Source organism: Vibrio sp. SALL6 (assembly GCF_002002385.1).
Taxonomy (GTDB): Bacteria; Pseudomonadota; Gammaproteobacteria; order Enterobacterales; family Vibrionaceae; genus Vibrio; species Vibrio parahaemolyticus.
The window spans coordinates 386803-399270 of sequence record NZ_MQVK01000023.1 but is presented as its reverse complement, the minus strand read 5'-3'; the positions used below and the strand labels follow the sequence as shown (position 1 = coordinate 399270).

The 12468-nt window shown below is 44.8% G+C and carries 10 protein-coding genes; 5 read left to right on the top strand and 5 right to left on the bottom strand.

Annotation, left to right across the window (positions count from 1 at the left end):
• Positions 1 to 50 precede the first annotated feature (50 nt).
• Positions 51 to 560 carry a DUF2062 domain-containing protein gene (locus tag BIW15_RS16490; protein WP_005456245.1) on the bottom strand — a complete coding sequence of 170 codons (510 nt, stop codon included), beginning with the start codon at positions 558 to 560 and terminating at the stop codon, positions 51 to 53.
• Positions 561 to 568: 8 nt separating this feature from the next.
• Between BIW15_RS16490 and BIW15_RS16485 the strand changes: the two genes are divergently transcribed.
• From BIW15_RS16485 to kdsB, 5 genes are read left to right on the top strand one after another with little or no spacing between them, the layout of a single operon-like run.
• A complete protein-coding gene (locus tag BIW15_RS16485) occupies positions 569 to 2827 on the top strand; it encodes a DNA internalization-related competence protein ComEC/Rec2 (RefSeq protein ID WP_077281303.1) in 2259 nt (752 codons plus the stop codon).
• Positions 2828 to 2858: 31 nt separating this feature from the next.
• On the top strand, positions 2859 to 4607 hold the full coding sequence (msbA, locus tag BIW15_RS16480; protein ID WP_077281302.1) for a lipid A ABC transporter ATP-binding protein/permease MsbA: 1749 nt from the start codon (positions 2859 to 2861) through the stop codon (positions 4605 to 4607).
• Positions 4608 to 4612: 5 nt separating this feature from the next.
• A complete protein-coding gene (gene lpxK, locus BIW15_RS16475; RefSeq protein ID WP_023585386.1) occupies positions 4613 to 5620 on the top strand; it encodes a tetraacyldisaccharide 4'-kinase in 1008 nt (335 codons plus the stop codon).
• A complete protein-coding gene (locus BIW15_RS16470; protein ID WP_023585387.1) occupies positions 5601 to 5780 on the top strand; it encodes a Trm112 family protein in 180 nt (59 codons plus the stop codon). Before lpxK ends, BIW15_RS16470 begins: the two co-directional genes overlap by 20 nt.
• A complete protein-coding gene (gene kdsB / locus BIW15_RS16465; protein WP_047732979.1) occupies positions 5780 to 6535 on the top strand; it encodes a 3-deoxy-manno-octulosonate cytidylyltransferase in 756 nt (251 codons plus the stop codon). Before BIW15_RS16470 ends, kdsB begins: the two co-directional genes overlap by 1 nt.
• A 77-nt stretch (positions 6536 to 6612) precedes the next feature.
• Here kdsB and BIW15_RS16460 read toward each other — a convergent pair whose 3' ends face one another.
• The 4 genes from BIW15_RS16460 to BIW15_RS16445 all read right to left on the bottom strand — a co-directional run bounded on the left by BIW15_RS16460 (position 6613) and on the right by BIW15_RS16445 (position 12426).
• Positions 6613 to 8172 carry a SpoVR family protein gene (locus BIW15_RS16460; RefSeq protein WP_020904026.1) on the bottom strand — a complete coding sequence of 520 codons (1560 nt, stop codon included), beginning with the start codon at positions 8170 to 8172 and terminating at the stop codon, positions 6613 to 6615.
• Positions 8173 to 8183: 11 nt separating this feature from the next.
• Complete coding sequence (locus tag BIW15_RS16455; RefSeq protein ID WP_005481863.1) at positions 8184 to 9455, bottom strand: YeaH/YhbH family protein; 1272 nt, start codon at positions 9453 to 9455, stop codon at positions 8184 to 8186.
• 47 nt (positions 9456 to 9502) lie between these two features.
• Positions 9503 to 11437 carry a PrkA family serine protein kinase gene (locus BIW15_RS16450; protein ID WP_005456210.1) on the bottom strand — a complete coding sequence of 645 codons (1935 nt, stop codon included), beginning with the start codon at positions 11435 to 11437 and terminating at the stop codon, positions 9503 to 9505.
• A 488-nt stretch (positions 11438 to 11925) separates the two neighbouring features.
• On the bottom strand, positions 11926 to 12426 hold the full coding sequence (locus BIW15_RS16445) for a YfbU family protein (RefSeq protein WP_005456271.1): 501 nt from the start codon (positions 12424 to 12426) through the stop codon (positions 11926 to 11928).
• Positions 12427 to 12468 lie beyond the last annotated feature (42 nt).

Below are 12468 nucleotides of genomic sequence, written 5' to 3'. Positions count from 1 at the left end.
GTTTGAACCTCAAGCCATGTCGCAACGAATGATTTTAGCGTCTTATCCGCTTATCTTACTTTTCGTTTTTGCCAACTGCGAACGACAGAGTAGCGCCACAATCCGCGAATACCGAAATAACCAATGATCGCAGAACCCACACCGCAAATTGCGCACCCCAATAGGAATGGAGGCCCAATCGTGCTCATCTGTTGCATGATAAAGTCCCAAGATAGCTCAAAATGGAATGGCTGAGGTGGAACATGCATGACCCATGCACCGAGCTTGTAAGCAAAGTAAAACAAGACTGGCATGGTAATAGGGTTGCTGACCCAAACGAGAGCGACTGACAGAGGTAAATTTACGCCCATTAAAATGGCTAAACCGGCAGACATGATCATCTGGCTCGGAAGCGGGACAAACGCCATAAATAGGCCAACGGCAAAAGCACCTGACGCAGAGCGACGGTTTAAGCACCAAAGGTTCGGGTTGTATAACACATTGCCGAAGACCTTCAATGCTTTTTGGCGTTTGATCACTTCGTGATCAGGCATGAAGCGTTTTATCAGCTTTCTAGGCATAGGACGACATGACTCTCTTAGAAAAAAGTTGGACCTTGGCGTTATTTGTCGCGAGCGTAATTTCGTCTGCATGGTGGCCGACGATGCCGGATTGGCGTTGGTTGCTGCTGGGAATAATTACCACTGGCTCAATAATTAAATTACGTCGAGGCTTAATTAGCATAGGCGTAATTGTGGGCTTTATGGTTGTCATCGTCCACGGCAATATTATGGAGTATCAGAGACAAGCCCTTTTTCAAGCAGGTGAGAATAGTACCATAATTGGTAGAGTTGACAGCTCTTTTACGCAAATAAGTCATGGATATGAAGGTGTCGTAGCGATAAAACAAGTGAATACTCACACTCTGTTACCTTTTCTTAAACCTAAAGTCCGCCTTATAACGCCATTCCCACTAGCTGTTAACAGTGAGTTTACGACTAACGTTTTGATTAAGCCCATTATCGGCCTCAGAAATGAAGCGGGTTTCGACGCAGAAAAGCAATCAATGGGAAGTGGTGTTGTTGCAAGAGCGGTCGTAACTAAAGATTCACACTGGGTCATTCGTACTTCTTCGTCTTGGCGCGAGTCGATTATTCAAACTGTTGAGCGTGATATTTCTCGCCTTGAGCATTTTGCTCTAATTAAAGCACTGGCTTTTGCTGATCGCACTGGGCTTACCAAAGAGGATTGGCAGTCTCTGCGTGACAGCGGACTACTGCATCTTGTATCAATTTCTGGTTTACACATTGGGATGGCATTGACGTTTGGGCTCGCCCTTGGTGGGCTTATTCGGCTTGTTATGCCGCGATATTGGTTTCTACCATCAGTGAGTGGGTTGGCGTTTGCCATTGTTTACGCTTGGCTTGCTGATTTTTCTTTGCCGACGACCCGAGCCGTTTCTGTTTGTATCATCTATCTTGCTTTGAAGTATTGGCTTGTTCATTGGAGTCCATGGCGCGTACTGTTATTGGCTGTGGCGTTGCAACTTTTCTTCCAACCTTTTGCTTCTTTTAGTTTGAGTTTTTGGCTGTCTTATTTATCCGTTGGTGCCGTTTTGTTTGCGGTTAACACAGTGCAAGACTCGAAGGAAGGTCGTTTGGGAAAGTTGCGGATACTTCTGTTGACTCAACTGATACTGAGCTTATTGATTGTCCCGATCAGTGGCTATTTTTTCTCTGGATTTAGCTGGTCTTCTTTAGTCTACAATTTGGTTTTCATTCCTTGGTTTGGCTTTGTTGTCGTTCCAATCATGTTTGCTGCTTTAATCGCGTCATTGCTCTTTCCTATGTTGGCGACGGTTCTATGGTATTTGCTTGACGTATTCCTTGTGCCACTAAGTTGGTCGGTTCGATATGCCATAGGAACTTGGCAACCCATTAGTGCCGAGTGGACATTTGTTATTGCTGTAGTGAGTGTCGTGCTCGTTTTAAGACATGTTATGCCTCGTTACGTTTGGATGTTTGTCTGTGTAATTGTTGTGATGACCGGGTTGTTTCCTAAGCAATATAACCAAACTTGGCGTATTGATGTACTTGATGTCGGGCATGGGTTGGCGGTACTGGTTGAAAAAGAGGGGAGAGTTTTACTCTATGATACGGGCAAGGCTTGGCAAAACGGCAGTATAGCTGAGCAAGTGATTACGCCAGTACTGCATCGCAGAGGCTACTCAAGTGTCGATACGATGATTTTAAGTCATGCTGATAATGACCATGCTGGCGGCCGAAAAGTGATAGAGCAGTACTTTTCACCTAAACACAAACTAAGCAGCCAGAGCTTTTTACATTATCAGCCTTGTATTGCTGCTGAGAAATGGAAGTGGCAAGGGTTGAACATGGAGGTACTTTGGCCTCCTAAACCTGTTGTACGTGCATACAACCCCCACTCTTGTGTCATCAGTCTGGAAGACCCTAGTTCAGGTTTTAAAATGTTGTTCACTGGTGATATCGAAGCCATCAGCGAATGGATACTGCTTCGAGAGCCAGAAAAGCTGCGCAGTGATGCAATGCTAGTGCCGCATCATGGAAGCAAAAGCTCTTCTAACCTTAAGTTTATCAATGCTGTTGAGCCTAGCTTGGCTATTGCTTCAACGGCAAAACTAAACCAGTGGGGAATGCCCGCACCTGAAGTCGTTCAAGCCTATACCGACAGTGGTGTTAGTTGGTTAGACACTGGAAGTGATGGCCAAATAACAATCTTACTTGATGGCAATAACTGGCGTTTTGAAAGTAAACGTCGTGAGACAATTGAGCCTTGGTATAGGCAGATGCTGCGTAACCGAGTAGAATAAGAGTCTTACTGTAAGAAAATAAAGCACTTCTATGTCGATAAATACTGATGAAACGACTTGGCAGACGTTTAAACGTCTTTGGCAATTTATCCGCCTTTACAAGTCTGGCCTTATCGTTGCCGTCATTGCATTAGTGATTAATGCTATCTCTGATACTTATATGATTTCCCTACTAAAACCGCTTCTCGATGAAGGTTTTGGTAATGCGGATTCTGATTTTCTACGTACACTTCCTTTAATTATATTTGTCATGATGTTCATTCGTGGCACGAGTGGTTTTATCTCCACTTATTGTTTGAGTTGGGTCTCTGGCAATGTGGTGATGCTAGTACGACGCATGGTGTTTAATCACTTTATGCACATGCCTGTATCGTACTTTGACAAAGAAAAAACGGGTAACTTGCTTTCTCGAATCACTTACGATTCAGAGCAAGTCTCTGCGGCGACGAGCCAAGCGTTAGTGAGCATCGTACGTGAGGGCGCAAGCATTATTGGTTTGCTTGTTCTGATGTTTTACAACAGCTGGCAGTTGTCATTAGTGCTGTTTGCTGTAGCGCCTGTGGTTGCTTGGGGTATTGGTGTCGTTTCTAAGCGATTCAGAAAAATCTCTAAGAACATGCAAACGATGATGGGTAATGTGACCGCATCGGCTGAGCAAATGTTAAAAGGGCACAAAGTCGTATTGAGCTACGGTGGTCAAGACATTGAACGTCAACGTTTTGATAAAGTCAGCAACCAAATGCGTCAACAAAGCATGAAGTTGGTAACGGCTCAGGCTGCGGCAAACCCAATCATTCAAATGATTGCATCATTTGCGATTGTTGCTGTTCTTTATCTCGCAAGCATTGATTCAATCAAAGAGCAGTTGACTCCGGGTACTTTTACCGTGGTCTTTTCTGCGATGTTTGGTTTGATGCGCCCACTTAAAGCACTGACAAACGTAACTTCTCAGTTCCAACGTGGTATGGCAGCAAGCCAAACTTTGTTTGCTCTGATCGATTTAGAACCAGAGAAAAACGAAGGTAAATACACGGTTGAGCGCGCGAAGGGTGATGTATCTGTGAAAGACGTCAGCTTCACGTATGTAGGTTCAGAAAAGCCGGCTCTAGAGCATGTCAGTTTTGATATTCCACGAGGTAAAACGGTCGCTCTAGTGGGGCGTTCAGGTTCAGGTAAAAGTACCATTGCGAACTTGTTTAACCGTTTTTATGACGTGGACAGTGGCTCGATTACATTAGATGGCCGTGATATTCGTGACTATGAATTGAAGAACTTGCGTGAGCAGTTTGCTTTGGTTTCGCAAAACGTACATCTTTTCAATGACACCATAGCAAACAACATTGCTTACGCGACGGAAGATAAGTACCAGCGCAGCGATATTGAGCGTGCAGCGAAGCTGGCTCACGCAATGGAATTCATCAATAAGATGGAAAATGGTTTAGATACCATGATCGGCGAAAACGGCGCGAGCTTATCTGGTGGTCAGCGCCAACGTGTAGCTATTGCTCGTGCGTTGCTGCGTGATGCGCCTGTGCTGATTCTTGACGAAGCAACCTCTGCACTGGATACGGAATCTGAGCGTGCCATCCAAGCTGCATTAGATGAGCTGCAGAAAGATAAAACCGTGTTGGTGATTGCTCACCGCTTGTCAACGATCGAAAAAGCCGATGAGATTCTAGTCGTAGACGACGGTGCCATTATTGAACGAGGTAATCACGCAGACTTGATTGCTAAGAATGGCGCTTACGCTCAACTTCATCGCATCCAGTTTGGCGAATAGTTGCTGTGGTTGAAAAAATCTGGTTTGAAAATCATCCATTAAAATATCTGTTGTGGCTATTATTATGGCCACTCAGTGTGTTGTTTGGTGCAATCAGTAGAGCGAAGCGTCAACAGTTCCAAACTGGTCGCAAGCAAGCGTATCAAGCACCAGTACCCGTAGTGGTGGTCGGTAATATCACCGCTGGTGGCAATGGTAAGACGCCTGTTGTGGTTTGGTTGGTCGAGCAATTACAACATCTGGGGTATAAACCGGGAGTGGTGTCTCGAGGATACGGTGCGAAGGCTCCGCAGTATCCGCTGGTGTTAAATGATGGTACTCCTACTCAACATTGTGGTGATGAACCTAAACTCATCCACCGGCGCACCGGAGCACCTGTCGCAGTCGATCCTGTACGTGCAAACGCCGTGAAAGCGCTAGTAGAGTTAGACGTGGATATCATCATTACCGATGATGGTTTGCAGCATTATGCTCTAGAGCGTGATGTTGAACTTGTGATTGTTGATGGAAATCGTCGTTTTGGTAATGAGTGTTTGATTCCGCTTGGTCCATTGCGCGAAGGTGTTGAGCGACTTCAGGAAGTTGACTTTATCATCACCAATGGTGGTTTGGCCCATCAGGGTGAGATCTCGATGTCTCTAGCGCCATCAAAAGCGATCAACCTAAAGACCAAGCAGCAAGTTGATGTGAGTGAGTTAAAGGCGCTGGTGGCATTTGCCGGTATCGGGCATCCACCTCGGTTTTTTAATACACTAGAATCAATGCATGCGGATGTTAAAGTCACGAAAGGTTTTGCTGACCATCAAGACTTTGACCAAAAAGAACTTGAAGCATTGGCTCTACAAGGGGCGAATGTGATTATGACAGAGAAAGATGCTGTCAAATGTTGCGACTACGCACAAGACAATTGGTGGTATCTGCCTGTATCTGCTCAATTTGAGCCTAAAGATGCAGAGCGAATTTTAAATCGAATAAAAGAGGTTAAAGCGACTTATGGATCACCGTCTGCTTGAGATTGTGGCTTGCCCAGTGTGTAAAGGTAAGCTGACTTACGATAAAGATAATCAAGAGTTGATCTGCAAATTGGATCGCCTTGCTTACCCTATCAAAGAGGGTATTCCTGTTCTGCTTGAGCCAGAAGCTCGCATCATGAGCATGGATGAGGGGCGTTAATGTCTTTTACGGTTGTTATACCGGCTCGTTACTCTTCGAGCCGTTTACCAGGTAAACCACTGGCTGATATCGGTGGTAAACCAATGGTGCAATGGGTTTACGAACAAGCAATGCAAGCTGGCGCTGATGACGTGATCATTGCTACTGACGATGAGCGAGTTTCTGCGGCGGTTGAGCAATTCGGTGGCAAAGTTTGTATGACTTCGCCAAACCACGAATCTGGTACAGAGCGTTTAGCGGAAGTGGTAGAGAAAATGGCTATTCCTGCTGACCACATTATTGTGAACGTTCAAGGTGATGAGCCTTTGGTACCACCAGTTATCATCCGCCAAGTCGCAGATAATTTAGCCGCTAGTGATGCGCCTATGGCTACGTTGGCGGTTGAAATTGAATCTGAGGATGAAGCCTTCAACCCAAATGCCGTAAAAGTCGTTGCTGATGAGTGTGGTTATGCCATGTACTTTAGCCGAGCAACAATTCCTTGGGATCGTGATAACTTCGCAAAGCAAGACAAAGCTATCGTGAATCCATTGATGCGTCACATCGGTATCTATGCATACCGCGCAGGTTTCATTAATACTTACGTAAACTGGGCGCCAAGTGCCCTAGAGCAAATTGAATGCCTAGAGCAGTTACGAGTGCTTTGGTACGGCGAGAAAATCCACGTTGCAGTCGCTAAAGAAGCGCCAGCAGCAGGCGTTGATACGCCAGAAGATCTTGAAGCCGTTAGAGCTATTGTGGCGAAAAAAGCGTAACGATTCTACTTCTTGCAATTAATAAAAAGGCTCCTTTCATGGAGCCTTTGGCTTTAAGGGGATGAGTATATTTTTTACTAAATGTTTGAATCGTACTGATTTCGTTTTGGACAAGTAGCTAATGTTTCTCTGTGTCCCGTGTCTTTAACTTCTTCTAAGATTACGTCAAAGCCCCATAGGCGATAGACGTGTTTCAATACCTCATCATAACTTTCATCGAGTGGAATGCGGTTATGAGGGACGTACTGCAACGTGAGTGAACGGTCACCACGAACATCCACGTTAAACACCTGAATGTTAGGCTCTAAGTTTGATAGGTTGTACTGCGCCGCCAGAGTTTCTCGAATGCGCTTATAGCCCATTTCATCATGTATGGCGGAAACTTCAATAAAGTTCTTCCTGTCATCATCGTTGATGGCGAACAGTTTGAAATCACGCATCAATTTCGGAGACAAATATTGGCTGATAAAGCTTTCATCTTTGAAATTATGCATAGCAAAATGCAAGGCATCTAACCAATCTGTTCCTGCTAGGTCCGGGAACCACTCTTTATCCTCGTCAGTTGGCTCTTCACAAATACGCTTTATATCGCGGAACATCGCAAAGCCGAGAGCATAAGGGTTGATACCGCTAAAGTAAGGACTGTTGTAGGGTGGTTGAGCAACCACACTTGTGTGGCTATGCAAAAATTCAAGAATGAACTTTTCGGACACAATACCTTCATCATACAAGTGGTTTAGAATCGTGTAGTGCCAGAACGTTGCCCATCCCTCATTCATAACCTGAGTTTGCTTTTGTGGATAAAAGTACTGGCTGATTTTTCGTACGATTCGAACAACCTCGCGTTGCCATGGTTCCAAGAGCGGCGCATGTTTCTCAAAGAAGTAGAGTAGGTTTTCTTGAGGTTCACTAGGGAAGCGCTCTTTAATGTCTTCTTCTTTAGTTTTGGCTCTTGGTACGGTTCGCCACAGTTCATTGACTTGAGATTGCAGATAAGCCTCGCGCTCCTCTTGGCGGGCCTTCTCTTCGGTAATCGAGATTTTCTCTGGTCGTTTGTAGCGGTCGACACCAAAGTTCATTAACGCATGGCAGGAGTCGAGAAGCTTTTCAACCTCTTGAACGCCATAGCGCTCCTCACATTCGGCAAGGTACTTTTTAGCAAAGAGTAAGTAGTCGATGATAGAACTGGCGTCCGTCCACGTTTGGAACAGATAATTCCCCTTGAAGAAAGAGTTGTGGCCGTAGCACGCGTGCGCGATGACAAGCGCTTGCATGGTGACTGTGTTCTCTTCCATCAAATACGCAATACAAGGGTCGGAGTTAATCACAATCTCGTACGCAAGGCCCATCTGACCATGTTTGTAGTTCTGTTCTGTTTGAATGAACTTTTTACCAAATGACCAATGGTTGTAGTTGATAGGCATACCGATACTTGAGTACGCATCCATCATCTGCTCAGACGTGATCACTTCGATCTGATTTGGATAGGTGTCCAAACGATAGTGCTCCGCGACACGTTTTATTTCCTTGTGATAGCGTTCAAGCAGTTCGAATGTCCAATCCGGTCCGTCAGGTAGCAACTTGCTGTTGCGCTTTTTAGGCACCTCTCCAGAGAGGTTTTTTGTTGCGGTAGTCATCGCTAGCCTCCTTACGCCGTTTCTTTTTGGAATAGTTCTCGGAAGACTGGGAAGATATCCTCCACAGAGCGAATATTCTTCATAGCGAAGTTTGGAAACTCGTCGGTGAGCTTCTCATACTCGTGCCATAAGGTTTGATGTGAGCGACGCGTGATTTCTATATAAGAATAGTACTGACAATTTGGCAGCAACTTATTCACAAGTAAATCTCGGCATCGTGGTGAGTCATCCGCCCAGTTATCCCCATCGGACGCTTGGGCTGCGTAGATGTTCCACTGACCAACCGGGTAACGCTCTTTGACGATTTCATCCATTAATTTCAAAGCGCTAGATACGATGGTGCCACCGGTTTCTTGCGAGTAGAAAAATTCGTGTTCATCGACTTCTTTGGCTTGCGTGTGGTGGCGAATAAACACAACGTCTACGTTTTCATAGGTGCGAGTTAAGAACAGATACAACAGCACATAGAAGCGTTTCGCGATGTCTTTGGTCGCTTGATCCATAGAACCAGATACGTCCATCAAACAAAACATCACGGCTTGGCTAGAAGGGACTGGTCGTTTTTCGTAGTTTTTAAAACGTAAATCGAAAGTATCGATGAACGGCACATTTTCAATTTTCTTGCGCAGTTCTTCGATTTCTTTTTTCAGACGATTTTCTTCAAGTTGTTGTGCTGGCTCAATATTTTTGATGCGAGTCAACTCGTCTTCGAGTTCTTTAAGAAGTCGCTTTTTGCCTGCAGTCATGGCGGTTCGACGAGCTAATGACTGCTGCAATGAACGAATAACGGAAATGTTGGAAGGGATCCCCGCGGTTTGGAAACCTGCTCGGTGAGTTTTCCATTCCGTAATTTTAGCGATTTGATTTTTTTCTAGATTCGGTAGCTCTAAGTCTTCAAACAGAATATCCAGGTATTCGTCTTTTGAAATTTGGAACACAAATTCATCTTGGCCTTCGCCATCTGGACTCGCATTACCTTCACCAGAGCCACTGCCTTGACCTCCACCTTTTGGACGCTCGATTTTATCACCCGTAATAAACTGATCGTTACCAGGGTGCACGCGTTCACGCACGCCACCTTTCCCTTGATGGAAAATTGGCTCGTTAATGTCTTTGTGCGGTATTGAGACGTCTTCGCCCGTTTCTGTATTCGTGATCGAGCGTCGATTCACTGCGTCAGCTACCGACTCTTTGATCTGCTCTTTATGGCGTTTCAAGAAGCGCTGCCTGTTAACAGCGCTCTTGTTCTTGCCATTGAGCCTGCGGTCTATAAATTGCGCCATGAAATAGCCCTCTTCATGTTTCACAAGCGACCTAACTCAACACTGGGTTAGGATGACTTACGTACTCGTAGGTACCACTCAGAAAGTAGGCGAACCTGTTTCTCGGTATAGCCTTTTTCCATCATGCGAGCGACAAAGTCGTCGTGTTTCTTCTGATCTTCAGAAGAGGTTTTCGCATTAAACGAGATAACCGGAAGAAGCTCTTCGGTATTGGAGAACATTTTCTTCTCGATTACCGTGCGCAGTTTTTCGTAGCTGGTCCAAACTGGGTTTTGACCATTGTTATTGGCTTTCGCACGAAGCACAAAGTTGACGATTTCATTTCGGAAATCTTTCGGGTTGGAGATACCAGCGGTTTTCTCAATTTTCTCTAGTTCCGCATTGAGAGATGCGCGGTCAAATAGCTGTCCCGTTTCTGGATCACGGTATTCTTGGTCCTGAATCCAGAAGTCAGCGTAGGTAACATAACGGTCGAAGATGTTTTGGCCGTACTCAGAGTAAGATTCTAGGTATGCGGTTTGAATCTCTTTACCGATAAACTCAACGTAACGAGGAACGAGGTACCCTTTCAAAAACTCAAGATATTTTTCTGCGGTTTCTGAAGGGAATTGTTCGCGTTCTACTTGTTGTTCAATCACATAGAACAAGTGAACTGGGTTTGCTGCCACTTCGGTTTGGTCAAAGTTGAACACGCGAGACAAAATCTTAAACGCAAAACGTGTAGATAGGCCGTTCATACCTTCATCGACGCCTGCGTAATCTCGATATTCTTGGTAGCTTTTCGCTTTAGGATCGGTGTCTTTTAGCGTCTCGCCGTCGTACACGCGCATTTTCGAGAAGATAGACGAGTTTTCAGGCTCTTTCAGACGAGAAAGAATGCTGAACTGCGCCAATGTTTCTAATGTGCTTGGTGAGCAAGGGGCTTGAGACAATTCACTGTTTTCAAGCAGTTTTTGATAGATTTTAACTTCTTCCGATACGCGTAAACAGTAGGGTACTTTAACGATGTATACACGGTCTAGGAAGGCTTCGTTGTTTTTGTTGTTGCGAAAGGTTTGCCACTCAGATTCGTTAGAGTGAGCCAAAATCATGCCGTCAAACGGAATTGCAGAAAGGCCTTCCGTCCCGTTAAAGTTGCCTTCCTGTGTTGCGGTTAGTAATGGGTGCAATACTTTAATTGGCGCTTTGAACATCTCGACGAATTCCATCAAGCCTTGGTTTGCTTTACACAGCGCGCCAGAGTAGCTGTACGCATCTGGGTCGTCTTGAGAGTAGTGTTCGAGTTTACGGATATCCACTTTACCGACGAGTGATGAAATATCTTGGTTGTTCTCATCACCAGGTTCGGTTTTCGCAATACCGATTTGGTCAAGGATAGATGGACGAACTTTCATCACTTTAAACTTGGTGATGTCGCCGCCAAATTCGTGAAGGCGTTTTGCTGCCCAAGGCGACATGATTGAGCGAAGGTAGCGCTGCTCAATACCGTAGTCCGTTTTCAGAATCTCGCCATCTTCGGTCGCTTTGAACAAACAGAATGGGTGGTCGTTCACTGGGCTGCGTTCGCCATTAGCACTCAATACATAAATAGGCATCGCTTCCATAAGCGATTTTAATTTTTCAGCAAGTGAGGACTTACCGCCACCAACAGGGCCCAATAGATAGAGGATCTGTTTGCGTTCTTCTAATCCTTGTGCCGCATGTTTTAGGTAAGAAACAATTTGTTCAATCGCATCTTCCATACCATAGAAGTCTTTGAATGTTTCATAGCGAGAGATAACGCGGTTGGAGAAGATGCGGCTCAAACGAGGGTCTTTAGCTGTATCTATTATCTCTGGCTCGCCGATTGCCATCAGTAGGCGTTCTGCTGCATTAGCATAAGCACTTTTGTCATCCTTACACAGGGCTAGAAACTCCTGTAACGACATCTCTTCATCTTTTGCAGCTTCATATCTGGATTGATAGTGGTCGAAAATACTCATGTCGCTTTCCCCTTTAATAGTCAGTCTACCGACGAACGTTGGTGCAGGCTGTTCCACGTTTTGCTGTGCTCTTAGTTGCCTGAATGTCGACGTCCTGTTATCTCATTTGGTTTGTACGAAATGTATGACCAGTAACACCAAAGACTTTGCTTTATGGACAGTTTTTTCATCACAACGGTGAGCAGTGGATGTGTACTTTTCAGTCACAGCCTTTCTCTACTTAAGCCTAGTCGGGGATTTGCAATTTTGCTTAACAATTATGAATTTATTGTAAAAGTGACATTTGAATCACTCTTTAGATGAGGATGAATTTATGTTGCGAATAGGGCGGAGATAAATCAAATATTTGGTGAAAAATACAGAATTTCAGTGATTCGTTATTCCACATTGCACAAGATAAGCAGAAGGATACGGTAGTGAAGAATGGAAGTTGTGACAGGAAAATAAAAAAGGAGAGCGAATGCTCTCCTAATCAAAGACTTGCTATCTTACGCACTAAAAATTTGTGCAAGCTCGTTTTCACACAAGTGATATTGACGAGGGCAGTTACGCCAAGTTTGCAGCATGCGGCGGTATTTATCTAGCATTGGCATTTGGCTGTTAAAGTGGTGATCTGCCTTGTCGAATTGTGGGTAAAGACCTTCAGAATCAACAAGGAAGCGGACGTAATGCACTTGCTGCGCTTCTGTTGCGATATCGAAACCTAAGAACTGTAAGCGACGTTGGTCTACTTTGCTACGCTCTTCCGCATCTAACATATTGTTAGATTCTTGCATCGCGTGATACATCTCCATAATGTCGATGATTTCACGGCATTCTGCTTCTGAAAGGCAACCGAAATCTTTGTTCAGTTCGCGCATTTGAAGCTCATAGCCGCGTTCAACGATCGTCTGTAGGCGTTTGTATTTAGCCGCATTATTCGGATCAAGCTGAGACATTAGGTTGTATTGGTTTGATAGGATCAAACGTTGAGCGTTTGACATTTCCATGGTGACCTCACTAAATAATCTAATACATTTTTAATGTGCTTA